Below are 24,732 nucleotides of genomic sequence, written 5' to 3' on the forward strand. Positions count from 1 at the left end.
AAACATGAACTTTCAAGTAGTTAGGGTTATTCCTTTTGAAAGTAACCATCCTATACCAATTATACAAATAAGTGAGGCTTTGGCAAAAAAAATAAAGCTTCCTACAGATCTTACTTTTATAGATTTGCAGTGCAGTCGGAATACAATTTCCGCTCCTATCGTATGTATGAAAGGAGAGGAACTCACACTAAGACTCCATTCTGCCTTATTGAAATCTTTATTACTATTTGAGGAAGAAAAAAATTATTTAATTTCATATGATTCATCCTTGACGAAAATTCATATCGGTCCAGTTATTGGATTAATGACAGAGATTTCGCCGAAAGAAAATGAAATAGATTTTAAATCCATTCATGCTTACTGTATGGAGCTTGCAAATTACTCTGAAGAGATAGGGGTTATTTTTTATGTCTTTTCCTTGCCAGAACATTGCAGCGAACCACATATAGAAGGGTATTATTTTGACAACAACCATTGGAGTAAAAGCATTCTTCCTTTTCCACAGGTAGTTCATAACCGGCTTCATAAACGTTCTAGCGAAAAACGGGCATTATTTGAACAATTCACAACTCAACTTCAGGAATGGAACATCCCTTATTTTAATGACCATTTTCTAGATAAATGGACTGTCTATGATCTGTTGAAAGAAGCAGAGCACCTCAAGCCTTATTTGCCTGATACGGTTTTATTTTCGAAAGAAATCTTTAAAGAATGGGTCGAAAAATACCCTATTCTTTTTTTAAAACCGATCAACGGCAGTCAAGGAAAGCAGATATTCAAGATCTGCAAGATAAAGGAAGGATTTGCATTAAGCTATTCTTCGATTCAACAAGAAGTATCTACAACATACAGTAACTTTACAGAATTGTACAAGCGACTTTCCTCACAGATAAAAAAGAAACGCTATGTTATCCAGGAGGGCATTGAACTTTTGGATCTCGAAGGTCGTCCAGTTGATTTCCGTTATCTTGTTCACCAGAGGGAAAACAATCGATGGCGTGTTACTTCTTCCACAGCGAGAGCCTCCAAGACAGGGCAATTCGTCTCTAATCTTGCTCAAGGTGGAGAAATGCTTACCGTTTCGAAAGTGTTAAGAACCAAATATGAAAAAAACGAACTATCTCAGCTACGTCACCATTTACAAGAATTAGCCTTAGAGGTAGCAAACGAGATTGGAAAAACTTCTGAAGGAATCTATGGTGAACTTGGAATCGATCTTGCGATTGATCAATCGGGCCATCCTTGGATAATTGAAGTGAATACAAAGCCATCTAAAAACATGGATAGCAAACCAAGCACATCAACTATTCGCCCGTCTGCTAAAGCGGTTATCTTCTATTGTTTATATCTGATAAATGAAAATATCAAGGAGGCGTAACATGGTTGCTCTCGGAGTATTATCTTTTTCAAAGCCTACATCCTATTTCACAAAATTAGCTCACTATTCTCGTGCTCACTCTGTCACACTTTACCACTTTTCGCCCGAGGAAATAGACCTTCATAGTCAACACATTAATGGTTTAAGGTATTGCCCCCAAAAACAGGAATGGCAAATGGAAGTTTTCCCCATTCCTCATTTTATTTATGATCGCTGTTTTTATACTTCGAGCAATTCACGTTCTTTTCTGAAGAAAATTGAAGAACTAAAGCAAAGTAAGCATCATCAATTTCTAGGTTATGGACTTCCAAATAAATGGATCGTCTATCAGGCACTTTGTAAAAGTGACCCAACCATTCAATCATTTCTTCCAAAAACAAAAAGGTTAACCTCTTCCTCCTTTTTATTGGCACAACTTAAACAGCAGCCTAAATGGCTTCTCAAGCCTATTCAGGGCTCACAAGGAAGAGGACTGATCCTAGTGAATAGAGAGAATGGAATGTTTAAAGTAAAAGAAGTGAAACAGCCTGGAGAAAAGCTTTTTACTTTTACTACAACAGGACAATTTCAACAGTGGTTACATAGAAAAATGAAAACGAACGATTATATTTTCCAGCCATTTTTGTCCTTACAAAGTACCGATGGTTATCCATTTGATATAAGGATTTTGATGCAAAAAGATGAAAATGGCGCATGGAAAGAGCAAATCAGGGTCGTTCGTAAAGGAATGCAACATCATATTACATCAAATTTAGCGGGTGGCGGCCGTATGCTCCCCTTTTCCACCTTGCTCCATGACCTCTCAGACTTTCATCAAAGTAAAGTAGAAAAAGACATCCGTGAAATCATTACACACCTCCCTCCAAATCTCGAAGATTCATTTCAGCCTTTATTTGAATTAGGAATTGATCTGGGAATGGATGATCAGCAGAATTTGTGGATTTTAGATATTAATTCAAAGCCAGGTCATAAGATAGTAACAATGGCATCAAATTTAAAACAGCAGGAAATATACGAAGCTCCAAGTAGATATAGTCGATACTTGGCCGCTTCATCAGGAAATAAAATGGGAGTTGAATAGGATGAAAGCACTCTTATCTGTGAAATGTAAGGAAGAGTTAAAGGAAAACAAAATTCTTGTTCCACAAACACTAAAAAGTTGGGAGGTGTCTTCTGTAGCGTTTGGTACCTTTCAAATACCATGTGAGCCCTCCTACCATTCCGGCAGTTCTTTATATCTTTCTAAAAAAATATTTCAGGATCTAAATCTTCCTTATGAAGGCAATATCCATCTGTTTATTCATGAAAAAGTCCTCCACCTTGGACCATTAATCGGTATCTTCACAGCTGGCTTCACTAATTCCATCATTCGTCCAATTGGAGAACGCACTTTATTTTTTTCAAAGCTTCTTTCTATGGAAAAAAAAGTTGGTGCTTATGTATTCCTTTTTGGTGCTAATCATATCAATTGGGAAGATGGAACAATGGAAGGATACATGTTTACAGAAAAAGGTTGGTGCAGAAAAACCTTACCATTTCCACACGTTGTCTATGATAGATTACCTAATCGCCGGACTGAAAAGCACAAACTCTTAACAGAAGCGAGAGAAAAAATTCAAAAGGATTACTCTATTCCTTGGTTTAATCCAGGATTTTTCAACAAATGGGATATTCATAAAAAGCTTATGATTGAAGAAAGCATTGTATCTTTTCTTCCCGAAACAAACGATAAAGTAACAATTGAAACGCTTGAAAGATTCCTATCCGACTATTCTTTCATCTACTTAAAGCCTGTTAATGGGAGCTTAGGGTTAGGATTATACAAAATAATTTATAACCGGGATGAACAACTTTATTATGTGCGTTATAAAAATGAGGAATCCAAAAACAAACTGCAACGCTTTCCCTCTTTAGAAGCATTACTTGGTACCGTTCTGAAGAACAAAGACCTTACTACTTATTTGGTTCAACAAGGAATCTCACTATTAAAAGCAAACGATTCACATGTGGATTTTCGTGTTCATACTAATAAAGATGAAAAAGGAAATTGGATTGTCAGTGCACTGGCAGCTAAACTTAGTGGGAAAGGCAGCGTTACTACCCATCGGAATAGCGGCGGCGTGGTGAAAACAATCCCAGAGCTGTTCCCAAAAGAAGAAGATCAAAAAGAAGTAATTGATAAACTTACAAATGCTTCCCTCTTAATTAGCGAAGCCATTGATAGGCATCTGCCTGGTTTTATCGGAGAGATTGGTTTTGATTTTGGTTTAGACAAAGAAAAGCGAGTCTGGTTGTTTGAAGCAAATTCAAAACCGGGCCGGTCGATCTTTTACCACCCCAAACTAAGAAATGAAGATATGCTTACAAGAAAGCTTTCCATAGAATATGCTGTCTATTTAACTGAAAAAAGCCTTCAGCATCCGGATGGTGTTTTCTTATGAAACAGCTCTATTATGATTTAAAGAAGAATAGCTGGTATCATACTTACGCAAGCATAGAAGAGCAAATTTCTTTAGGAAGATACTTTATTGTCCCATATAAAGATTATCATGCAAAGGATTATCTCTCTTTTCCGTATTTCTTACATGAAAATAAGGCAGGACCATTAATTGGGATCCTCGCCAGTCCGAAAAAAGAAGGTTTTATTGGGAATATCGGTTTGTTTAAACGCATTCAAAAGGCCTTACATCAAACGGGAGGAAATAGTATCGTATTCACCCCCAATCAATTATCGGACAATGGGGTAAGTGGTTTTTGCTATCTTCCCAACCATGATCATTGGATTAAGATGGAGGCACCATTGCCAGATATAATTTATAATCGTTTGTATACTTTTGAAGACGAAGATAAGTATTTAGAACCTATTCAAAACATAGCAAGCCTGTATCAAATACCTGTTCTTAACCCTTGTTTCTTTGACAAATGGGAGCTCTATCTTCAATTAAGAAATCACGAGAAGCTGACTTCCCATCTGCCTGATACAGCTCTATTGAACGAGGAAGTATTAGAAGAATTTCTAACAAAGTACAACACTGTCTATGTAAAGAAAAGAAAAAGCAATAAAGGAAATGGAATTGCCTTTATTCGTCGAAACGGTCACACCTTTTTACTGAAAACCACCTCAACGAAAACATTACTGTTTCCGAATATAAATAAACTTACACAGTATTTTAAAAAACAAGGCCCGCTGTTTTCATTCATAGTCCAGGAAGCAATCTCCACTGTCCCTTTACATGGAAAAAAATTTGACTACCGAATACTATCCCACAGAAAAAATAATAGGTTCTCGATTACAGGAGTCGGGGTTCGAGTGGCGAACACCCAACAGGTAACCACTCACGTCCCTTCAGGAGGTGCTATCGCTTCCCTCGAAGATACTCCCATTCCCTTAGATACCTCTAAGCTAGAGCAGATGATAAAACAATGCGGAATACAATTACAATCTTTTTATGAGACGATAGGAGAATTTTCTGCGGACATTGGGGTTACAAACGAAGGAAATTATTATATATTTGAGTTAAATGCAAAACCGATGGACTTTGATGAACCATCCATTAAAAGAACTTCAACAAAAGCGCTAATAGAGCTATTTTATGAAATGACGAACCATATTTCCATAGCTTCTTTACACCAAGAAACTGCTATGATAGTTAAAAATTAATTTTAATAGGAGGGAAAACAGCAGTGATCTCGCATTTCCAACTAAAACCCTTATATAAAAACAGCCAACTTCCTGGCTGGAATCTCTCTTTTTTTTACAAAGGGCAAAATATAAAAGCAGTTTATCACAAAGACGGAAAAATCGAATATAATGACTCCCTTCACGCAACAGAAGAAGATCAGTCGAACTTGGAAGCACAGATACATGAATTAATGCTTTATCATATTTATGACTAATACTCGTATCATCGGTCCCTCCTTTACACAAACTAAGTGTGTAAAGGAGGGATTTTCCATGAAGAAAAAGGAAAAAGAAAAAACCATCAAACTAGATTCCAGCTATGAAGGCCGTGATGACCTATACGTTGATGTTGACCGCTTTATTAACGAAGGCATGGCGGGAGGAACTGTCTTTGAAAGAGAAGAGTATACCAATATTGAAGAAGCTCGAGAGTTACAAAAAGAATCTCCACCCAATGAATCATAACAACTCTTCCAATACTAGGAGGAGTTTTTTTGTTCGTGCGGATAGATTATATTAAGAGCACTCATTTGCTATAATAGAAGTAATGATAGAAAGAAAGGGATCCGTATGTATAATAGATTAAAAAAAATATATAAAGACTCTCTTGTGAAAGCAACCATCCCACATGATTTTGACCACTATGAATGGTTTCTTTCCCCTTCTGATGATTATTTGGGAATAGAAAAAAAAGCATTAGAAAAGAAAGATATACGATTACTTGAGGCATTCTTACAAAAGGTTGAACCTGAACAATTCACCCTAACTCCTAGAGAAAAATGGTGGCATGAGTATTTGTTTTCCCAAACGGATGGTCATATTGAAACACCTTATCAAGCTTATGATACATGCCGTTTTATCCATTTTAGATTTACCGAACCTTTTTCACAAAAGAATGTATGGAAGGAAGCAATAACGGCTTTTTTTGATGAGGATATAGAACTTATATGGGAAAGCCCCACCTCGTGTGTAGTAATAGAACTGAGCCGTTCCTATCCTAAATCTGAAGAGTTTCAAGCCTTTTCAGACATAGTCGACATTACAGCTAGCGACTTTTATTCAACTGTTAAGCTATATATTGGATCAACAGTCGCGATAAACGAAAAAACTAAAGAGCTATATAACTGGGAGAGTAAATGCTTTTCCCTGTCCATGAAAGCAAGAAAAAAAAGTAATATTCATACTTTTGAACAAGCCATCCCCTACCTTGTGACAGGACAATTGGAAAAGGAATTGGTTTCAAAAATAAAAGAGCTTTTCGGTTCTGACCTAAAAGGTGAACAGGAATTAATTCAAAACGTAAAAATCTATATAGAAAATAATCTTAATGTTTCTCTAACAGCAAAAAAACTGTTTATGCACCGTAACAGCCTTCAATATCGCATTGATAAATTTTCTGAAAGAACAGGGATTGATATCAAAAACTTTCAAGGAGCCCTGGCTGCCTACTTGGCAATCATCATTTTGGAGACCGAGCGCTAAAGCGATTTCTCTAACTAAGGTAAGATTGCACAAAACTGTTATTCTTTTTTGTGCAACTTGTACATTTACGAAATGTATCCGTTTTCGGTAGACTAATATCAAGTAAGAAAACGATTTCATAGGAGGCTACACATAATGGCTGAAATTAAATTAAGTAATATTTATAAAGTATACGAAGGTGACGTTACAGCAGTTCAAGATTTTAATTTGGATATTAAAGATAAAGAGTTTATCGTATTTGTTGGTCCATCTGGATGTGGAAAATCAACTACATTACGTATGATTGCAGGTCTTGAAGAAATTTCTAAAGGAACATTCGAGATTGATGGAAAAGTAATGAACGATGTAGCACCTAAAGATCGTGACATCGCGATGGTTTTCCAAAACTATGCATTGTATCCGCATATGAATGTTTATGACAACATGGCATTTGGATTGAAACTTCGTAAATTTGCGAAAGATGAAATTGATCGCCGTGTGAAAAATGCTGCTGGAATCCTAGGATTAGAACAATATCTAGATCGTAAACCAAAGGCATTATCCGGTGGTCAACGTCAGCGTGTTGCCTTAGGTCGTGCAATCGTTCGTGATGCAAAAGTTTTCTTAATGGATGAGCCATTATCTAACTTGGATGCTAAGCTTCGTGTAGCAATGCGTGCCGAAATTTCTAAACTTCACAACCGTTTAAAAACAACTACAATCTATGTAACGCATGACCAAACTGAAGCAATGACAATGGCTACACGTCTTGTAGTAATGAAAGATGGTATCATCCAACAGGTTGGTTCTCCTAAGGAAGTATATGAGAATCCTGAAAACGTCTTTGTTGGCGGATTTATTGGATCTCCTGCAATGAACTTCTTTAATGGTAAATTAGAAGATGGAGCATTTTTATTAGGAGATCAAAAAATAACTGTTCCTGGTGGAAAAATGAAGGTTCTTCGTGAAAATGGGTATGTTGGAAAAGAAATTATCCTCGGTATCCGCCCTGAAGACATTCATGATGAGCCAATTTTCATTGAATCCGCAATTGGTTCTACTATCACAGCAAAGATTGAAGTAGCAGAATTACTTGGTGCGGAATCCATGCTTTATTCTCAAATTCATGGACAGGACTTCGTAGCACGTGTTGATTCTCGTTCTGATGTGAAGCCTGATCAAACACTTGACCTTGCTCTAGATATGAACAAATCACACTTCTTCGATTTTGAAACAGAATCTCGTATTCGATTTAAATAATATAGTTTAAATTATAAATGTTAGTAAAGCCAGGCCTACTCTTTCAAAGAGGGCTTGGCTTTATTCATTAATTGCCACCACTTTATCTTGTTGACATAACGGGCAACTTACAAGATGCATACAAATATTTTCCGCTAAACTCACCAGGTTTCCATCGACCTCTTTCATTGAGTCGATCTCCATATAGGCACTATAATCATCAAAAAAATCAGTTACTTTACCAGCATCCACCAATAGATTACCACACGATGTGCAGGTTTGATTATATTCTTCAAAGCCATTACATAACGGACATATCCCCATCCCTTTACCTCCATTTTAAAGATAGTTATTTCTATTATTTTTACTTAAAAGGATTCAATTATCCCTTATTAAAAAGGTAAGATATTGGATATCATCTATATCCAAAAATTACCTAACAGAAAAAAGAATAAGGTTTTTCAGATAATCCTATAATACAAGTAAGCTCTTATTAACGCGGTGGACCAAGCCAAGAGGTCAACAAGTAATTTTGTTGAACTGGTGCGAACCCAGTTGGTCCAGCCAAAAAAAATTACGAGGAGATGAATCAACATGGCAAATCAATCATCAAGTAATTCGTCTAATCAATTAGTAGCACCTGGAGCACAACAAGCAATCGACCAAATGAAGTATGAAATCGCAACAGAATTTGGTGTAAACCTTGGTGCTGACACAACTTCTCGCGCTAACGGATCTGTTGGTGGAGAAATCACGAAACGCCTAGTTCAAATGGCTGAGCAACAATTAGGCGGAAGATAAGCTTTAGTTTTATGTAACAACATAATTTTATATGATTGGCTCGTAGGCACCTCATTATTGAGGTGTCTTCCTATTTTTCAAAAGCGTTGAACAACAAAAAGAAATCCCGCTATTTCAACGAGATTCCCGTACCCCCTTCAGACTCCACTGCTAATCAGCTGTAAGAACTGCTTCGTGCGTTCAGCTTTAGGAGCTTCAAATATTTCTTTTGGTGTTCCTCTTTCTACTATCATTCCATCATCCATGAAAATAACTTCATCTGCCACCTCACGAGCAAATTTCATTTCATGAGTCACAACAACCATGGTCATCCCTTCTTGAGCAAGTTCTTTCATTACTCTTAACACTTCCCCAACTAGTTCTGGGTCCAGAGCTGAGGTTGGCTCATCAAAAAGCATTACTTTCGGTTCCATTGCTAAAGCTCGTGCAATTCCAACACGTTGTTGCTGGCCACCTGATAACTGAAAAGGATAAAAATTGACCTTGTCCCCAAGACCTACCTTGCTGAGTAAACGCTTAGCACGTTCATTCACTTGCGCTTTCGCTTCCTTTTTTACGGTAATCGGCCCTTCCATGACATTTTGTAACGCTGTCATATGTGGAAAAAGATTATAGCTCTGAAATACCATACCAGTTTGCCTTCTAAAGGTGGCAATTTTTTTGGCAGCTACTTTAGAAGAAAAATCCAAGGATAGATCTTCTATTTGCACTTTTCCAGAGGTTGGTGTTTCAAGTATATTCAAGCACCGTAAGAGAGTGGTTTTCCCTGATCCAGAAGGACCAATGACTACCACTACCTTTCCTTGCTCGACATTTAGGTCTATTCCTTTTAAAACTTTTAACTCTCCGAACTGTTTATATAAGCTCTCTACTGCAATCATCATATGAGCTCCTTTTTATTTTTGGTTGTATTTGCATGGGCTGCTGCTTTTGTTTATCCACTTGTACATGGAACATTTTAAGGTCTCTTTTTAGTATCTTGCATGTTAATAGTGTCTATGTTTTTAGTTGTATCCGTGGATTGAAGTAGCTTCCTGCCAGACGTTTACTATTAAGGTGTCGGCTTTATAGACCGCTGTTGATCTCCACGAAAGGCTTCGCGTCCGCGGGGTGCTTGGGAAGCCTCCTCGGCTTACGCCTGCGGGGTCTTCCCTAAGCACTACCTCCCGCTGGAGTCTTCGCCTTTCGTTCCGAACAACAGCTAGACTAACAAGAAACAATTGGAGCTCACCTGAAACTGAAATCAATAGGTAGTTAGAAAATAACCTGACTTTTTAAAGCATCTTTATAGGAAGAAATCAACTAAATACATATTAAAGTAAGTCATCACATATGAAGTCCTCCACCCTGTGGATTGGAGTGGCAGGTAATCGACTCCTACGGGCGATAGCGGTTGACAGGAGACCCCACAGGCGCAGCCGAGGAGGCTCCTGCACCGCCCCGCGGAAAGCGAGCACCTAGAACGGAAAGGAACAGGGAGTTAAACCACTAACCAGCCTACTTACAGGATAGACTTTATATATATAGGCTTTTCAAAATCAACAATGTAAACAATTCACCATATATATAAAATCCTCCACCCTGTGGATTGGAGTGGAGGGTGATCGACTCCTGCGGGAGGTAGCGGTAGACGGGAGACCCCACAGGCGCAGCCGAGGAGGCTCCCGCACCGCCCCGCGGAAAGCGAGCACCTAGAACGAAAAGGAACAGGGAGTATTCCCGGACCCCCCTATTTCAAGTAAGCTAAGAGAAAACCTTCATATTTGTTGAGAATAAACTCCCTAAGCTATAAAGTGCTTTCCCCTGTGGATTGGAGTGGCAGGTGCTCGACTCCTGCGGGAGGTAGCGGTAGACGGGAGACCCCACAGACGCAGCCGAGGAGGCTCCCGCACCGCCCCGCGGAAAGCGAGCACCTGAAACGCAAAGGAACAGGGAGTTAATACAGTACCCTACCTATTAAAAGGCAAGTCATGTGAAAACTTCAATATGCCATGGTAAGTACTCATCAGATATTTAAAGTGCTCCACCCTGTGGATTGAAGTGGCAGGTGATTGACTCCTGCGGGAGATAGCGGTTGACAGGAGACCCACAGGCGCAGCCGAGGAGGCTCCTGCACCGCCCCGCGGAAAGCGATCACCTGAAACGGAAAGGAACAGGGAGTTTAACTTTCAACCAAACTTTTTTAAAGTATATCGAAGTAGATGCTAAACCACTACTTACCAGCGTTACTTAGCTACATACCGGTCTAACCGACGTTCCAACTGCCCTTGAATCAACGATAACCCAAAACAAATCATCCAATAAAGCAAAGCAGCCTGCGTATACAACAATAAAAATTCATAATTCGTTGCTGCAATTTCCTGTGCCTTCCTAAACATTTCTGCTACTAGAATAAGCGACGCTAAAGAAGTATCCTTTACAAGACTAATAAAAGAATTAGATAACGGTGGAATGGAGACCCTTGAAGCTTGCGGTAAGATTATCCGCTTTAAAGCTTGAGGATAGGACATTCCCATGGAATAAGCCGCTTCCCATTGCCCTTTGGGAGTCGATAAAATCGCAGCCCGAATAATTTCCGAGGAATAGGCCCCCATATTTAATGAAAATCCGATAACCGCTGCCATAAAAGAATCAATGGTAATGCCCACAGAAGGTAAGCCATAGAAGATAATAAATAACTGCACTAATAAAGGAGTTCCTCTAATAATGGACACATAGATTCTTGCAATAATTTGCAATGGCTTAATGGAAGATATTCTTGCAAGTGCTGTCAATATAGCAATAATTAATCCCACACTAAAAGAAATTAAAGTAAGTGGAATAGTATAATAAAGAGCCCCCTTCACCAAAGGGAGAAGGGCACTCTGAGCAATTTCGGACATTCTTTCCAGGCGGTCAGGATCTGAGAAGATACTAGTTAAGTACATTTTCACCAAACCATTTTTCTGAAATTTCTTCATACGTTCCATCTTCAATAATCTCTGCTAATGCTTCATTCACTGCATCCACAAGCTCTTCATTTCCTTTTCTGAACATAAAACCGCTTTGTGCTGCATCTTCATGCTCTGCCACTACTTTAACAGGGGCATTTGGGCGGTTTTTCTGAAAGTCAAGAACTGATAATTTATCATTAATTGTTACATCTACTCGTTTAGAGGATAAAAGTTCAATCGCCTGATTAAACCCGTCTACACCAACAATTTCCGCATTATATTCTCGTGCTAAATCAGCATAATTACTTGTCAACGATTGTGCAGATTCTTTATCCTGAATATCTTCAAAACCATTTACATCATCATTTTCCTCATGCGCAACTACAACAGCAGTAGAAGTGATATAGTGATCGGAAAAATCATATTTCTCTAAGCGGTCTTCTCTTATTCCAACTTGGTTTGCAATCATGTCAAAACGTTCTGAGTCCAGTCCAGCAAACATTGCATCCCACTGTGTTTCCTTGAATTCCACTTCTACACCTAATCGTTCAGCGATGGCTTCTGCTATTTCCACATCAAATCCAGTTAGCTTTCCGGAATCATTATGGAAAGTAAATGGAGGATAGGTTCCTTCTGTTCCAACCAGTAGTGTACCTTCTTCTTCAACCTTGCTAAGCAGATTGTCTGTCTCTTGTGAAGGAGTATCCTCTCCTGTAGTCGATTCATTGCTATTACTATTATTTGTTCCACATGCCGTTAAAACGACAGTAAATGTAAATAATAAAGTGAATAGAGTAAGTAATTTCTTCAAATGTTAAACCCCCAGTATTCTTATCAGAATTATTGTTTATAACATATTGTATACTATAAAAAAGGAAACCCATCTGTCAATGAGTTTGCTTCAATATTTATCTTTTCCTAATATAACGATATTAATAATTAAAGCTTTTCTACTTATTCCTCCTATACCCGGCCAATCTCTTAACAAATCAAAAAACAGGCAGCGGTTGCATTCCCACTGCCTGTTTCTTTAATTATCCTGCAATCTCTTTACTTCCCTGTTGCAGTTCATACATTTGATAGTATTTCCCCTTACTCTTCATCAAGTGAATATGATTTCCTCGCTCCACGATTTCTCCACGATCTAATACTAATATTTGATCCGCATTTTTTATAGTAGATAGTCTATGTGCAATAATGAAGGTGGTTCTACCTTTTTTTAGTACTTCCAAGGCTTTTTGTATAACTGCTTCTGTTTCGGTGTCAATGCTTGCTGTTGCTTCATCTAAGATAAGAATTGCCGGGTCGAAGGCTAGCGCTCTGGCAAAGGAAATTAATTGCCTTTGGCCGGAAGAGAGTGTACTCCCTTTTTCAAGGACAGGCTCCTCTAATCCATTTGGCAATTCATTGATAAAGTCCATTGCGCCTACATCTTCAATTGCTTTTTTTACTTTTTCCATTGAAATGGCTGGGTCATCTAAGCTGACATTAGAAGCAATTGTTCCTGAAAATAAGAATGGATCTTGCAGAACAATTCCCATATGCTGCCGAATCGCTTGCTTGGATAATTGTGAAATATCTTTTCCATCAATAAGAATTTTCCCTTTTTTAATATCATAAAAGCGGAAAAGCAAGTTCATGATAGAACTTTTACCTGAACCTGTATGACCAACCAGTGCCACTGTTTCCCCTTTTTCTGCCTGAAATGTAATATCCTTCAGTACATATTCTTCTTCCTTATATCCAAACCAAACAGACTCAAAGGAAACATTTCCTTTATAACGTGGATATTTTTCATCTGACACCTTTATCCCGGCTTCATCCATCAGCTCAAACACTCTCGAGGCTGAAACTCGTGCCTGCTCTAAGTTTGCCAGTTGGTTAACCATTCCTGTTATAGGACCAAACATTCTCCCAAGATAGTCAACAAAGGCATAAAGAACACCTAATGAAATAACAGAACCTACACCTAGAGAAGCCCCGCCGAAATACCAAATTACTGCTACAAATGAAATATTTCGCAGAACCCCCACTAGGTTATGAGAAGTTAACGCATTAAGGCTCAACAATTTATTTTGGTAAGAAAAATGCTCCGTGTTCCACGATTCGAACTCTTCCTTAGCTTTTTTCTGTCTTCGAAAGGCTTGAATAATCGTCATTCCTTGAATCGATTCATTTATATTGCCGTTAATATCACTTAAAAGTGCTCTTATTTTATGATTATATACCGAGGCATATTTACGATATAAAATAAACCACACAATAAGGATTGGAATTAACAACAAACAGATTGCTGCTAATTTTACATCCAATAAAAATAAGGCAATATAGATACCTGTTATATAGATCAGTCCGGAAAAGAAAGTTGCAAGAACCGTAACATACAGTTCTTTAATGGTTTCTGTATCATTAGTAATTCTAGAAACGACTTTTCCTGCCGGCAAATGATCAAAATATTGGATCGGAAGCTGTTGAATTTGACCAAAAACATCGTCTCTCATCTTTTGGATGATCCGGTTTGCGGACGTTTGCAGGTAATAGCTCTGACCATATTGAAAAAAGGAGGCTACAACCAGTAATCCAAAGTACAAGGCAACTAAGAATCCGATGTATTTCACTTCAGGAGTATAAAAAGAGATCAACTCACTATTGGTTAAAATCTCTGCGTCATATGAGGCTTGTTGTTCACCTCGTGTGATCGTGATTTCGCCGTTTGATGCAGTGCGTTCTCCATCAAAAGCAATCTCTGATGGTACAAAATAGTATTCTCTGCCTACTTGAAGGATTCTTGCTTTTTCCTGTTGGGAAGGCTCGAGATTTTCTGCCCTGTCTTCACGAATATAATAGCTTCCTTTATAGAAAACATGATCAGTACCGTTCTCTTCTGTTGCTAACCAGGTTTTTTCGATTCCTAGTATATGCTCATCAATCATCCGTTTTGCAATGAATGGCCCTGTTAGCTCTGCTGCTACAGCTATGGAAAGCATAATTAAAGCAACAATAATAATTTTCTTTTGAGTAAGTGCGTAGCTAACTAGTCGTTTCCCGGATTTTATTTTTTTCATGTGTATACCTCGCCTCCTTTTGGCGATTGAACTTGCTGTCTAACAAATTGCTCCTTATACCATCCACCAGTGGCCATTAATTGATTATGCATGCCTGATTCTGTAACCACTCCATTATCTAGTACGATTATCCAATCTGCATGTTGTACGGCTGATAAGCGATGTGTTGATATGATGGTTGTTTTTCCACTTCGTTCTTTACGGATGTTATTGATAATCTTTGCCTCTGTCTTGGCATCAACCGCAGATAGGGAATCATCTAAGATTAGAATTTCAGGGTTAGCAATAAGCGCTCGGGCTATTGATATTCTTTGCTTTTGTCCACCAGAGAGTGAAACCCCTTTTTCTCCTACCATTGTTTGAAGGCCCTCAGGAAGTAGTTCCAAATCCTTTTTAAAAGCAGAGCTCTCAATTGCTTGTGCTATCTCTTCTTCCGTAGCATCCTCTTTACCAAAAAGTATATTTTCCTTCACGGATCTTGAAAAAAGAACATGATCCTGTGGAACATAACCTATCCAACCTTGCAGCTGCTCTAATGTTATTCGGTCCAAAGCTATACCGTCCACCGTAATCTTTCCAGTACCAAGTGGATATTCTCTTAGTAATTGTTTAATAATGGTTGTTTTTCCGCTTCCAGTTTTCCCGACGATCCCCAATGTCTGACCTTTTTTCAAATGAAAGGACACATTTTTTAAATTGTCCATATTGGATGAAGGATAGCGGAATGTCACTTGATTAAATTCAATTGTTTTAGGGTCTTCAACTTTTTCTGCATCAGGATGATCTGACACATCCGCTTTATAGGCGAGCGTCTCATTCACTCGGTCTATAGATGCATTCCCCCGCTGCATTACATTGATAAGTTCCCCGACTGCAAACATAGGCCAGATTAGCATTCCAAGGTATACATTAAAGGAGACAAGCTCACCAAGAGTGATTTCTTTGTGAAATACTAAATAAGCACCATACCCTAAACCAATTAAATAACTAGCTCCGACTAATAATTTGATGGTTGGTTCGAATAGTGAATCAATAATTGCTACTTTTACATTCTTTTTATAAACATCATCTGTCATCGCATGGAATTTCCCCTGATCTGCTTTTTCTTGAACGTATGCTCGGATAACACGAACCCCTGCAATGGATTCCAATACCCGGTCGTTCATATCCCCGAAAGCATCTTGGGCTTCTGTAAAGCGTTGATGAATTTTCTTACCATAAATATTCATTGCAAGAGCCATGATAGGCAATGGCAGTATGGCTGCCAATGTTAATTTCCAGCTTATTAGAAAACCCATTGTGCTAATAATCACCAGCATAAACACACTAGAATCGATAAGAGTTAACACCCCAAATCCAGCAGTAGTGGAAATGGCTTTTAGATCATTTGTCGCACGTGCCATAAGATCTCCTGTACGGTTTTTCTCATAAAAGGTAGGTGTCATTTTTAATAGATGTCCCATTAATTTGGAGCGGAGTGATCGTTCTACTAAAAAAGAACTCCCAAAAAGCTGATACATCCAGACGTAAGTTAAACCGTAAATAACAAAAGCCAACAAGAATAGAAAACCGACATAGTGTACAAGCTTTTCTGCTGTGAATGCCCCTATTTGTATATCATCAATAGCCATTCCTATCATTCTTGGAGGAATAACCTCTAAAATACCTGCAAAAACAAGCAGTGCAATGGCAAGTGCATATCTTTTCCAATGCTCTTTAAAAAACCAAGCTAATTTTCCTAACACTGATAACATATATTCCAACCCCTTTTTGTTCTAAGTTCCCTTGTATTGCTACCCTCCATCTGAAGCATCCTTGTACGTGATCAAGCGAACTACTGCATTTTGCATTTTGTTTTCCTCCTTGTTTTTTAGTTGCGTTATGGTAAATTATAGAAACAGATAAAGACAAAAAAAGACATACCGAACGATAGCCGGTATGCCTGAAATAACATTCCATAAAAAAAGCACACGTCACGCTCTAGTGCGACCTGTGTTTTTACATTATTTGCCCTTATGTTATTTAAAGGATAAAGAAACGCCTATTTTTACAATAGAGCAGATTCTTCAATAATAGGACAGGTCACGAGATTTATTAAATTGAGTGAAACTTCAACATCATCAATACCATCAATTACTTTAATCATCCTCGAACCCTCCCTTTCCTTTAAAATAGTTTCATATAATTTCCACTTTCACTTTAATAACTTATCACCTCTAACAAGAAATTGTCAATTACAAATTTTAAGATTATTATAATTAAATGAAGGAAAGTCTGTTATAAAAAATAGTTTTTTAAAAATTTCCTGCCGGGGCCAGGCCCCGGCAGGAGTTTTTTTTCTTCTGTCGAAGGGCCGTTACATTCCTAGAGGAATATGATATTTTCTTGCAATATTGGGGGAGAACTGTTATTCTTAAGGAGAATTATTTTTGTTCGGTATGTAAGGATTCAAAGTTAAGATTTAACTTTCACCTTGATATTGTTTGAGCAAGAATAGTAATTTACAATGTGCGAAAGCACGTAGGAGGTAACAACATGTTAGAAGGTACAGTAAAATGGTTTAACGCAGAAAAAGGATTCGGATTTATCGAACGTGAAGATGGAGACGACGTATTCGTTCACTTCTCAGCGATCCAAGGCGAAGGTTTCAAATCTTTAGAAGAAGGTCAAAGAGTTACATTTGAAATTGTTCAAGGTAACCGTGGAGACCAAGCTGCTAACGTAAATAAAGCATAATTATTTCAACCTATAAAAAAAGGCTCCCATTTTGGGGGCCTTTTTGCTTTGCTGCTCTATTTTTCTACCTCGTTTTTAATTCTCTTTTATCTAAACCAACTCCTGTTACCGTACTCCCCTTCCTTAAAAAAGCTTTCTCCTTTCACATTACTGACATAACAATGTGACAATTTGGTTAAAGAAGTATTATATATATTACTTTATCCTCATCTATCGCTTATCATAAAGATGTATTTAAAATATATCTTTAAAGGGGTAATGAAGATGTTAGATCAAAAAACCATTCAAATAGTCAAGGCAACTGCACCTGTTCTAGCAGACAAAGGGGTACAAATTACTACATGTTTTTATAAAAATCTTTTTGAGAATCATCCCGAATTACTTAATATCTTTAATCATGCAAATCAATCGAAAGGTAGACAACAAACAGCTTTAGCTAACACTGTTTATGCGGCTGCTACCTATATTGATCAGTTGGAAATTCTGTTGCCCGCTGTAAAGCAGATTGCTCAAAAGCATAGAAGCTTGCAAGTAAAGCCGGAACATTATCCTATTGTAGGAAAATACTTACTCTTAGCAATAAAAGAAGTCTTAGGAGATGCGGCAACAGAGGATATACTCGAAGCATGGGGAGAAGCCTACGGAGTCATCGCCCAGGTATTTATTGATGTGGAAAAAGAAATGTATCATGAAGTCGAAAATCAAAAGAACGGCTGGCTGGACTACAAGTCTTTCGAAGTTGTTAAGAAGGAAACAGAGAGCTCCGTTATCACATCGTTCTATCTAAAACCTTCGGACGGTTCTAAGCTCCCTCCATATTCAGCAGGGCAATATATTACTGTACGGTTAAGCATTCCAGGTGAGACATATCTTGTTAACAGACAATATAGCCTGTCGGATGCATCTAATGGAGACTATTATCGCATCTCAGTCAAAAAAGAAGCAGAACTACAACAACCTGAAGGAAAAGCTTCCAATTATCTACATGACCATGTAAATGTTGGAGATGTAATAGAAATCACTGCTCCCGCTGGTGAATTCACACTGCAAACAGGTACAAATGCTCCAGTATATTTAATAAGCGGCGGAGTAGGCATCACACCTTTGCTGAGTATGTTAAAAACAGCGGCCCCAACACAGCAAGTAACCTTTGTCCACGCTAGCAGAAATGGAACTGTTCATGCTTTTAATGAAGAGGTAGAGAAAGCACTTATTGAGAAAAGTAATGCAAAGGCAATCTTTGTTTATGAGACACCTGAAGAGGAAGATCGCAAGAAAGAAAAGTTTCATCATGAAGGATACATCACAGAGGAGTTTCTTAAAAACCTTAACATAGAGTCAAATGCATTAGTTTATGTATGTGGACCCGCCCCATTTATGAAAGCGATAATTGGGCATTTAGAAAATATCGGTCTTCCTGCAGACAGGATTCATTATGAATTTTTCGGACCAGCTATGGATCTTAAACAAAAACAAGCAATAAATTAATTCAAGCAAGGAAGATTTCTAAAATTAAGTAGTTCAGGATAACATTGGGCTGACTATCCTGCACATAAAAATTATTATTTGATCCAACTTATTGTTTTATTGTCCAACTTTTTGATTTATTGTCCAACTTATTGTTTTATTGTCCAACTTTTTGATTTATAAGCTACTTTTGCATTTTATGGTCCATTTGAAGCAATATAAATGCCATTCGACACACGACGACATATTACGCTACCACCAGCTACTAGGCTCCAATGAATAGCTACCCTAAAGTAAACAAGCTCAGAGCAATAAACTCTGAGCTTTATTATGTGCTATTTGGTTATTCTCAGTTTCCTCCACAATAACTGTACTACCTATTCTTAAACGATAGTCTCTCTTGTTCATATCCGCACTCAGCAGAAGCAAAAAGTATGCGAAAATAACCTAAAAGCTCGATTCTGCTTTTTCCACCATCTCTCTTAACTCTTTTGCTGCTTCTAGTGGTGATTGGGCATGTGTTATAGCAGTAATAATAGCAACTCCATCTGCCCCTGCATTTATAACATCCATTACATTCTCAAATGTTATTCCACCTATTCCAACAATCGGCAGGTTAACTCCAGCAGCTCTAATCTGTTGTATAACTCCGGGCCCTTGGATTTCATGTAAGTCTTCTTTTGTGCTTGTAAAGTACATTGGACCTACACCGAGATAGTCTGCTCCCATTATCAGTGCCTCATTTGCTTCTTGTACATTATGCACTGAAACACCTAGAAGCTTTCCTTCCATCCTCTTTCTAATTTCTAATATAGACCCATCGTCTTGACCAATATGTACACCATCGGCACCAATGGAACAAGCCAGCTCCACATCATCATTTACAATAAAAGGAATACCTGCCATTCTACATTTCGCCATTAGTTTCTCAGCAAGCTTTTTTTTCTCCTCACCGGTCTTAGCGTTTGCACCTTTTTCACGGTATTGGAAAAGAGAAATCCCACCATCAATCGCAGCTTGAAGAACCTTCAGAGGATCCTGATCCCGGCAGTTACTACTTCCCATTACAAAGTATAATCTCAAAAGTTCCCTTGCCATGCTCATACTCTAATGCCCTCTTTCCGATATGCCCAATGGTTTGTCGGACCATGCCCGCTCCCTATTCTAAGGTCATCTCTGATTGCGGCATGTATAAATTGTTTGGCAACCTGAACAGCCTCTTCAACAGAACTTCCTTTTGCTAACTCGGCTGTAATGGCAGCAGCAAAGGTGCAGCCAGTACCATGTGTGTTTTTGGTAATGATTCGGGTACTTTTCAGTTCATGGAAAGTGCTTCCGTCGAACAATAGATCAACCAACTCTTCCTCTTTACCATGTCCACCTTTGATAACAACATAATCCGCTCCAAGCTTATGAAGAATTTCTGCTGCTTTTCTTCTTTGTTCTATTGTCTCAATCGAGCGTTCTGTTAGCACCTCGGCTTCTGGAATATTGGGGGTGATAACAGTAGCAAGCGGAATGAGTGACTCCCTGAGCGAACGAATCGCTTCTTCTTGCAAAAGCTTTGCTCCCCCTTTGGCAATCATTACTGGATCAACCACTAGGTTGTTCCACTCAAATAATTTGATGTGCCTTGCAACCGCCTCAATCAATTCACTACTAAAAAGCATACCAGTTTTAAGAGCATCAGGCCGGAGATCGTCATGAATGGAATTCATCTGCTGCACAACCGCTTCTATGGATGCAGGGTAGACTCCTTGAACACCGACCGTATTTTGAGCAGTAATTGCCGTTATCGTTGACATCCCATAAACATCAAGCTCCTGAAAGGTTTTGATATCCGCTTGAATTCCAGCTCCACCGCCACAATCAGAACCAGCAATAGTTAATGCTTTATATACCATAGACTATACACCTTCGTTTCTTATCCAAAGTATCGGTAATACAATGATTTTGCTTCATTAATATTCTTAGTTCCATGAACAAGGACTCTACCATCCTTAAAGGCTACTATTCGATGATCCTTAATTTCAAAAGATAATAGATAAGGGTTATTTTCTACTGGAAGCCCTTGATTTTCTAATATAGTTTTCAGTTCGGTAAGATTTCTTTCGCCATCAGATGAAGGACGAATCTGAACAGAATCTCTTCCGCATAAAACGGCTGTTTTAGTTTGGTTCTTAAAACTAATATTGGGGTAGGTTCTCTGAATACCACAACTAGGACAGTTAAGGTCTTTTAGTTTTTGTACCTCTAACGCTACATATTGATTCTTCCACAGGTCAAACGAAACTAGCTTTGTTCGACAATCCTCCATGTTACCTGAAAGGATCTTAAGTGCCTCTGCCACCTGATGGGACACTACCATTCCAACGGCAGGAGCAATAATCCCTACTGTGTCGCATGTTGCTCCTCCAAGCGGTACCTTTTTAAGTAGGCAGTGAAGACATGGAGTCACACCTGGCAGGATGGTAAATGTAAGTCCGTAGCTTCCCACACATGCTCCATACACCCAGGGAATCTCGTATTTCTGCGCTACATCGTTCATAATCATTCGTATATCGAAATTATCAGTTGCATCAAGCATCAAATCAACTTTTTCTGCTTTTATCCGTTGTTCAAGGCTCTCCGCTGTCACATCTGCTACGAGTGCAACTAGTTCAACTTCGACATTAATTTCTTGTAAGCGGTTTTTGGCAGCTATTGCTTTTGGAAGCTTTTGTTTTGCATCCTCTTCGCTATACAGCTGCTGCCGTTGTAGATTACTCCACTCCACATAATCCCGGTCAATAATAGTCAGCTTTCCTACTCCCGCTCGGACGAGTGCCTCTGCATTACCAGTTCCAAGTGCTCCAGCACCAATTAATAGCACATGCTTGTCACTTATTTGCCTTTGACCTTCCACCCCAATTGGTGCGAAGAGGGTTTGCCGAGAATAACGGTCCATTATCCCACGCTCATTCCTTCACTTGGACTACTCGCCGTTGCGTAACGTTTCTTTTCCATGCGACCTGCTTCATAACCAAGGCGACCTGCTTCAATCGCTAATTTCATGGCATGCGCCATTTTAACAGGATCTTTTGCCGCTGATACGGCAGTATTTAAAAGAACCCCATCCGCTCCAAGTTCCATTGCCCTTGCAGCATCAGCGGGAGATCCTATACCTGCATCAACGATAACTGGCACATTCGCTTGTTCGATAATAAAGCTTAAATTTAATTCATTAATGATTCCTTGACCAGAACCAATTGGTGAAGCGCCAGGCATAATTGCATGTGCGCCAAGTTCTTCTAGTTTTCTAGCAAGTACTACATCATCCGAGGTGTACGGTAAAACAATAAAACCTTCCTTTAGCAGCTCTTCTGTGGCTTTTAACGTTTCAACCGGGTCCGGCAACAATGTTTTCCAGCATCCAATCACTTCAACTTTAATCATGTCACATAATCCGGATGCTTTAGCCAGCTTGGCTATTCTTACCGCTTCCTCTGCCGTTTTTGCCCCTGCTGTATTTGGTAAAAGAGTGAAGTTTGTAAGATCCAACTTTTCCAGAAAATTCGGCTGACTAGCTTCAAAAATATTCATTCGTCTAACAGCAAAGGTTAAAATCTCTGATTCTGAAACATCAACCGCCTCTTTTTGCATATCAAAGTTTGGATATTTTCCCGTACCAAGTAATAAACGAGAATTAAAAGTATTTGAACCGATTTTTAACATTTTCATCCGCCTCCTACAAAATGTACTAATTCTAGCTGATCTCCTTCAGCAACACTTTCTTTTTGATGGCTTTCTTTTTGTAAAATATCTTTATTTTTTTCTACAATGACTACTTTTTGATCAAGACCGAAATGTTTTAGTAGATCTTCCACATTGGTTACATTCTCCGGCACTTCTACGGTATCGCCATTTATCAATAATTTCATTTTCCTTCACCTCTTTAAAGGTTCATTTAATCTTGCCAGTGAAAATGCCTCCATGTAAGCAGGCATTTCCTCCTCATATACCATGCTGACTACCAGTTTTCCAGTGATTGGTGCCAGTAATATCCCATTGCGATAATGGCCTGTAGCAATAATCAAGTTAGTTAATGTTGGATGTTTTCCTAAAAACGGAAGACCATCCCCGGTTTGGGGGCGTATTCCTGCCCAGGACTGTTCAAAGGTTGCACTAGCAATTCCAGGCAATATTTTGGTGGCTTCTTTCATTAAGTGGGAAAGACCGCCTAATGTGACTTGGTCGGAAAAAGTCCCTTCAATCATTGTTGCTCCCACCACTAGCCGGTTATTGTTTTTCGGAACGATGTAACAGGATTCTGTAAAAATTGTACTTGTTAGGATAGGACGTGCCGTCAACACAGAGAAACATTCCCCTTTAACAGGGAAGGCAGAGATCATTAAATCTGTTCCAGCCAACACCCTTTTACTCCACGCTCCCGCTGCTACAACAAAAGTGGAAGCAGTAAATGTTCCCTCGCTCGTTTCGACAGCCTGAACAATATTTCCAGCCTCCTGAAAGGAAAAGACCTCTATATGCTCCATAACAGTTGCACCAAAATTTATTGCAGCTTTAGCAAAAGAGACTGTTAACCTTTCCGGATTTACATGGCCATCCAATGGAATGTCCATTGCACCTACTACATCCCCACTAAGCTCCGGTTCTCTCCTGAACACTTCATCTTTACCAATCCAATCCGTCTTCTCCCCCATACGATTTTGAGTAAGAATCGTTTCCTTTAATCGTATAGCTTCCTTTTTACTTCTAGCTACCTTGAGCATTCCTTTTTGCACCAATTCTATATCAATGCCGGAAACTTCTTTTAGTTCCATCTGAAGCTCAGGGAACAAAGCTCGACTCTCCTTCGCTATTTTGAAGAGTGCACCCTCCTCTGTGATCTCCACTTGAGCACCTAACATGCCTGCTGCGGCACGCGATGCTTTGGAAGCAACAAGGTCCTTTTCAAGCAAAAGAACTTTCTTTCCGCTTTTACTTAAATAATAGGCTGCGGCACAACCGTTTACCCCTCCGCCAACAATAATGACATCATAACTAGTATTCATGGAGTCCCTCCGTTTCTACCAGTACCTTAGATTTATAGTTTCTAGCAGCTTTTACAGGATCTGGAGCATCCATTATTCCCGACATTATGGCAATTCCATCTACGCCACAGGCCTTGAGCTCCTCCACCTTCTCTGGTGTAATGCCCCCAATAGCAATAACAGGGATAGAAAGGGAAGCTAACTTCTTTCTTAATTCCTTTAATCCTCTTGGTTGCAAGCCGATTTTCGAGGACGTTCGGTATACATGGCCATATAGAACATAATCAGCACCATCGTGTTGAGCCTTTACTGCCTCGTCAAAAGAATGCACAGAGCATCCAACATGAAGCAGCGGAAAGATTCTACGAACTTCAGAAACTTCCAGACTATGATAAGCAAGCTGTACTCCTCTTGCTCCCATTGCATAGGCAACATCCACACGGTCATTAACAATAAGTTTCTTAAGAGGTACACCTTGATCTGTCAAGTTCTTTATTAAACTTACCAATTCTTTTGCTGTTCGTTGCTTTTCTCTAATGTGAATAATGTCTACAAAGGAATGTATGCCACAAAGAATATCCACAAGTTCCTTTTCTGTTTTTTTACCATCTGTAATGACATGCAACTTCATTTCATTTCACCCTTCTTCCAAACCATTCGAGGGGACAAAACCAAAAATTGCGCATAAAAAAACCACTCTTTTCGTAAAGAGTGGTTGGTCTATATGTGGTATGTAATTTCCCCTACAATAATAGAGCGGTTCCACTTCCCTACGCTGGTATTAGCCAGATCAGGTTCAAAGGGTCTGGAAATCTCTCTTTCCATCTCAGTCAATTATGACTCCCCTAGTGTTCTGTATTCGTTTGTTGCTCTTAGTATAGCATAGTTGCTCCTCTATTAGCTACGTTAAACTAAATTGTTAAGGTTATGGGTGCAA

24 protein-coding genes and 1 riboswitch are annotated in these 24,732 nt (G+C 38.9%); of the genes, 11 read left to right on the top strand and 13 right to left on the bottom strand.

Annotated elements, in window-relative coordinates; genetic code table 11:
- Positions 1-4: 4 nt before the first annotated feature.
- The 8 genes from K9B36_RS04660 to K9B36_RS04695 all read left to right on the top strand — a co-directional run bounded on the left by K9B36_RS04660 (position 5) and on the right by K9B36_RS04695 (position 7,781).
- The gene (locus K9B36_RS04660; RefSeq protein ID WP_223700820.1) at positions 5-1,378 is read left to right on the top strand and encodes a YheC/YheD family endospore coat-associated protein; all 1,374 of its coding nucleotides are present in this window, start codon (positions 5-7) and stop codon (positions 1,376-1,378) included.
- Position 1,379: 1 nt separating this feature from the next.
- Positions 1,380-2,459, top strand: coding sequence for a YheC/YheD family endospore coat-associated protein (locus K9B36_RS04665; protein WP_223700821.1), 1,080 nt, complete (start codon positions 1,380-1,382; stop codon positions 2,457-2,459).
- Position 2,460: 1 nt separating this feature from the next.
- Positions 2,461-3,819 carry a YheC/YheD family endospore coat-associated protein gene (locus K9B36_RS04670; protein ID WP_223700822.1) on the top strand — a complete coding sequence of 453 codons (1,359 nt, stop codon included), beginning with the start codon at positions 2,461-2,463 and terminating at the stop codon, positions 3,817-3,819.
- The gene (locus K9B36_RS04675; RefSeq protein ID WP_223700823.1) at positions 3,816-5,039 is read left to right on the top strand and encodes a YheC/YheD family endospore coat-associated protein; all 1,224 of its coding nucleotides are present in this window, start codon (positions 3,816-3,818) and stop codon (positions 5,037-5,039) included. Before K9B36_RS04670 ends, K9B36_RS04675 begins: the two co-directional genes overlap by 4 nt.
- A gap of 23 nt (positions 5,040-5,062) precedes the next feature.
- On the top strand, positions 5,063-5,275 hold the full coding sequence (locus tag K9B36_RS04680) for a YheE family protein (protein ID WP_223700824.1): 213 nt from the start codon (positions 5,063-5,065) through the stop codon (positions 5,273-5,275).
- Positions 5,276-5,333: 58 nt separating this feature from the next.
- Entirely contained in the window at positions 5,334-5,525 is a 192-nt protein-coding gene (locus tag K9B36_RS04685; protein WP_223700825.1) for a hypothetical protein, read from the top strand.
- Positions 5,526-5,630: 105 nt separating this feature from the next.
- On the top strand, positions 5,631-6,542 hold the full coding sequence (locus tag K9B36_RS04690; RefSeq protein WP_223700826.1) for a PucR family transcriptional regulator: 912 nt from the start codon (positions 5,631-5,633) through the stop codon (positions 6,540-6,542).
- Positions 6,543-6,677: 135 nt separating this feature from the next.
- Entirely contained in the window at positions 6,678-7,781 is a 1,104-nt protein-coding gene (locus K9B36_RS04695) for an ABC transporter ATP-binding protein (RefSeq protein WP_223700827.1), read from the top strand.
- A 60-nt stretch (positions 7,782-7,841) separates the two neighbouring features.
- On the opposite strand, the gene K9B36_RS04700 is transcribed toward K9B36_RS04695, so the two are convergent.
- A complete protein-coding gene (locus K9B36_RS04700) occupies positions 7,842-8,084 on the bottom strand; it encodes a hypothetical protein (RefSeq protein ID WP_223700828.1) in 243 nt (80 codons plus the stop codon).
- A 270-nt stretch (positions 8,085-8,354) separates the two neighbouring features.
- On the opposite strand from K9B36_RS04700, the gene K9B36_RS04705 reads away from it, so the two are divergent.
- Positions 8,355-8,561: an alpha/beta-type small acid-soluble spore protein gene (locus K9B36_RS04705; protein WP_223700829.1), complete on the top strand. Its 207-nt coding sequence runs from the start codon at positions 8,355-8,357 to the stop codon at positions 8,559-8,561.
- A gap of 137 nt (positions 8,562-8,698) precedes the next feature.
- Here the strand turns inward: K9B36_RS04705 and K9B36_RS04710 are convergent, their stop codons facing one another.
- The 5 genes from K9B36_RS04710 to K9B36_RS04730 all read right to left on the bottom strand — a co-directional run bounded on the left by K9B36_RS04710 (position 8,699) and on the right by K9B36_RS04730 (position 16,313).
- Positions 8,699-9,442 carry an amino acid ABC transporter ATP-binding protein gene (locus tag K9B36_RS04710; RefSeq protein ID WP_223700830.1) on the bottom strand — a complete coding sequence of 248 codons (744 nt, stop codon included), beginning with the start codon at positions 9,440-9,442 and terminating at the stop codon, positions 8,699-8,701.
- Positions 9,443-10,786: 1,344 nt separating this feature from the next.
- Positions 10,787-11,488, bottom strand: coding sequence for an amino acid ABC transporter permease (locus tag K9B36_RS04715; protein ID WP_223701002.1), 702 nt, complete (start codon positions 11,486-11,488; stop codon positions 10,787-10,789).
- Positions 11,475-12,305, bottom strand: coding sequence for an amino acid ABC transporter substrate-binding protein (locus K9B36_RS04720; RefSeq protein WP_223700831.1), 831 nt, complete (start codon positions 12,303-12,305; stop codon positions 11,475-11,477). Before K9B36_RS04720 ends, K9B36_RS04715 begins: the two co-directional genes overlap by 14 nt.
- Positions 12,306-12,528: 223 nt before the next feature.
- A complete protein-coding gene (locus K9B36_RS04725; RefSeq protein WP_223701003.1) occupies positions 12,529-14,550 on the bottom strand; it encodes an ABC transporter ATP-binding protein in 2,022 nt (673 codons plus the stop codon).
- A gap of 5 nt (positions 14,551-14,555) precedes the next feature.
- A complete protein-coding gene (locus K9B36_RS04730; protein WP_223700832.1) occupies positions 14,556-16,313 on the bottom strand; it encodes an ABC transporter ATP-binding protein in 1,758 nt (585 codons plus the stop codon).
- Between the two features lie 781 nt (positions 16,314-17,094).
- Between K9B36_RS04730 and K9B36_RS04735 the strand changes: the two genes are divergently transcribed.
- Positions 17,095-17,295, top strand: coding sequence for a cold-shock protein (locus K9B36_RS04735; protein WP_223700833.1), 201 nt, complete (start codon positions 17,095-17,097; stop codon positions 17,293-17,295).
- A gap of 264 nt (positions 17,296-17,559) precedes the next feature.
- Positions 17,560-18,783 carry an NO-inducible flavohemoprotein gene (gene hmpA, locus K9B36_RS04740; RefSeq protein WP_223700834.1) on the top strand — a complete coding sequence of 408 codons (1,224 nt, stop codon included), beginning with the start codon at positions 17,560-17,562 and terminating at the stop codon, positions 18,781-18,783.
- A 426-nt stretch (positions 18,784-19,209) separates the two neighbouring features.
- Here the strand turns inward: hmpA and thiE are convergent, their stop codons facing one another.
- From thiE to tenI, 7 genes are read right to left on the bottom strand one after another with little or no spacing between them, the layout of a single operon-like run.
- Positions 19,210-19,866, bottom strand: coding sequence for a thiamine phosphate synthase (gene thiE / locus K9B36_RS04745; protein WP_223700835.1), 657 nt, complete (start codon positions 19,864-19,866; stop codon positions 19,210-19,212).
- Positions 19,863-20,666 (bottom strand): bifunctional hydroxymethylpyrimidine kinase/phosphomethylpyrimidine kinase, encoded by an 804-nt coding sequence (gene thiD, locus K9B36_RS04750; RefSeq protein WP_223700836.1) that lies wholly within the window; start codon positions 20,664-20,666, stop codon positions 19,863-19,865. Before thiD ends, thiE begins: the two co-directional genes overlap by 4 nt.
- Positions 20,667-20,686: 20 nt before the next feature.
- A complete protein-coding gene (locus K9B36_RS04755) occupies positions 20,687-21,712 on the bottom strand; it encodes a thiazole biosynthesis adenylyltransferase ThiF (protein ID WP_223701004.1) in 1,026 nt (341 codons plus the stop codon).
- The gene (locus K9B36_RS04760) at positions 21,709-22,482 is read right to left on the bottom strand and encodes a thiazole synthase (protein WP_223700837.1); all 774 of its coding nucleotides are present in this window, start codon (positions 22,480-22,482) and stop codon (positions 21,709-21,711) included. The genes K9B36_RS04755 and K9B36_RS04760 overlap by 4 nt, the downstream gene beginning before the upstream one ends.
- Complete coding sequence (gene thiS / locus K9B36_RS04765; protein ID WP_223700838.1) at positions 22,479-22,682, bottom strand: sulfur carrier protein ThiS; 204 nt, start codon at positions 22,680-22,682, stop codon at positions 22,479-22,481. The genes K9B36_RS04760 and thiS overlap by 4 nt, the downstream gene beginning before the upstream one ends.
- Before the next feature lie 6 nt (positions 22,683-22,688).
- Positions 22,689-23,816: a glycine oxidase ThiO gene (gene thiO / locus K9B36_RS04770; RefSeq protein ID WP_223700839.1), complete on the bottom strand. Its 1,128-nt coding sequence runs from the start codon at positions 23,814-23,816 to the stop codon at positions 22,689-22,691.
- Positions 23,806-24,426 carry a thiazole tautomerase TenI gene (gene tenI, locus K9B36_RS04775; protein ID WP_223700840.1) on the bottom strand — a complete coding sequence of 207 codons (621 nt, stop codon included), beginning with the start codon at positions 24,424-24,426 and terminating at the stop codon, positions 23,806-23,808. Before tenI ends, thiO begins: the two co-directional genes overlap by 11 nt.
- Before the next feature lie 119 nt (positions 24,427-24,545).
- Positions 24,546-24,652, bottom strand: a riboswitch (TPP riboswitch).
- Positions 24,653-24,732: the final 80 nt, after the last annotated feature.

This window comes from Sutcliffiella deserti (genome assembly GCF_020037475.1).
GTDB classification, from domain to species: domain Bacteria; phylum Bacillota; class Bacilli; order Bacillales; family Bacillaceae_I; genus Sutcliffiella_A; species Sutcliffiella_A deserti.

What these genes read in the sequence shown, in the direction of transcription:
- K9B36_RS04660 (WP_223700820.1), top strand. Translation starts at nt 5, where the DNA reads ATGAACTTTCAAGTAGTTAGGGTTATTCCTTTTGAAAGTAACCATCCT.
- K9B36_RS04665 (WP_223700821.1), top strand. Translation starts at nt 1,380, where the DNA reads ATGGTTGCTCTCGGAGTATTATCTTTTTCAAAGCCTACATCCTATTTC.
- K9B36_RS04670 (WP_223700822.1), top strand. Translation starts at nt 2,461, where the DNA reads ATGAAAGCACTCTTATCTGTGAAATGTAAGGAAGAGTTAAAGGAAAAC.
- K9B36_RS04675 (WP_223700823.1), top strand. Translation starts at nt 3,816, where the DNA reads ATGAAACAGCTCTATTATGATTTAAAGAAGAATAGCTGGTATCATACT.
- K9B36_RS04685 (WP_223700825.1), top strand. Translation starts at nt 5,334, where the DNA reads ATGAAGAAAAAGGAAAAAGAAAAAACCATCAAACTAGATTCCAGCTAT.
- K9B36_RS04690 (WP_223700826.1), top strand. Translation starts at nt 5,631, where the DNA reads ATGTATAATAGATTAAAAAAAATATATAAAGACTCTCTTGTGAAAGCA.
- K9B36_RS04695 (WP_223700827.1), top strand. Translation starts at nt 6,678, where the DNA reads ATGGCTGAAATTAAATTAAGTAATATTTATAAAGTATACGAAGGTGAC.
- K9B36_RS04700 (WP_223700828.1), bottom strand. Translation starts at nt 8,084, where the DNA reads ATGGGGATATGTCCGTTATGTAATGGCTTTGAAGAATATAATCAAACC.
- K9B36_RS04705 (WP_223700829.1), top strand. Translation starts at nt 8,355, where the DNA reads ATGGCAAATCAATCATCAAGTAATTCGTCTAATCAATTAGTAGCACCT.
- K9B36_RS04710 (WP_223700830.1), bottom strand. Translation starts at nt 9,442, where the DNA reads ATGATTGCAGTAGAGAGCTTATATAAACAGTTCGGAGAGTTAAAAGTT.
- K9B36_RS04715 (WP_223701002.1), bottom strand. Translation starts at nt 11,488, where the DNA reads ATGTACTTAACTAGTATCTTCTCAGATCCTGACCGCCTGGAAAGAATG.
- K9B36_RS04730 (WP_223700832.1), bottom strand. Translation starts at nt 16,313, where the DNA reads ATGTTATCAGTGTTAGGAAAATTAGCTTGGTTTTTTAAAGAGCATTGG.
- K9B36_RS04735 (WP_223700833.1), top strand. Translation starts at nt 17,095, where the DNA reads ATGTTAGAAGGTACAGTAAAATGGTTTAACGCAGAAAAAGGATTCGGA.
- hmpA (WP_223700834.1), top strand. Translation starts at nt 17,560, where the DNA reads ATGTTAGATCAAAAAACCATTCAAATAGTCAAGGCAACTGCACCTGTT.
- thiE (WP_223700835.1), bottom strand. Translation starts at nt 19,866, where the DNA reads ATGAGCATGGCAAGGGAACTTTTGAGATTATACTTTGTAATGGGAAGT.
- thiD (WP_223700836.1), bottom strand. Translation starts at nt 20,666, where the DNA reads ATGGTATATAAAGCATTAACTATTGCTGGTTCTGATTGTGGCGGTGGA.
- K9B36_RS04760 (WP_223700837.1), bottom strand. Translation starts at nt 22,482, where the DNA reads ATGAAAATGTTAAAAATCGGTTCAAATACTTTTAATTCTCGTTTATTA.
- thiS (WP_223700838.1), bottom strand. Translation starts at nt 22,682, where the DNA reads ATGAAATTATTGATAAATGGCGATACCGTAGAAGTGCCGGAGAATGTA.
- thiO (WP_223700839.1), bottom strand. Translation starts at nt 23,816, where the DNA reads ATGAATACTAGTTATGATGTCATTATTGTTGGCGGAGGGGTAAACGGT.
- tenI (WP_223700840.1), bottom strand. Translation starts at nt 24,426, where the DNA reads ATGAAGTTGCATGTCATTACAGATGGTAAAAAAACAGAAAAGGAACTT.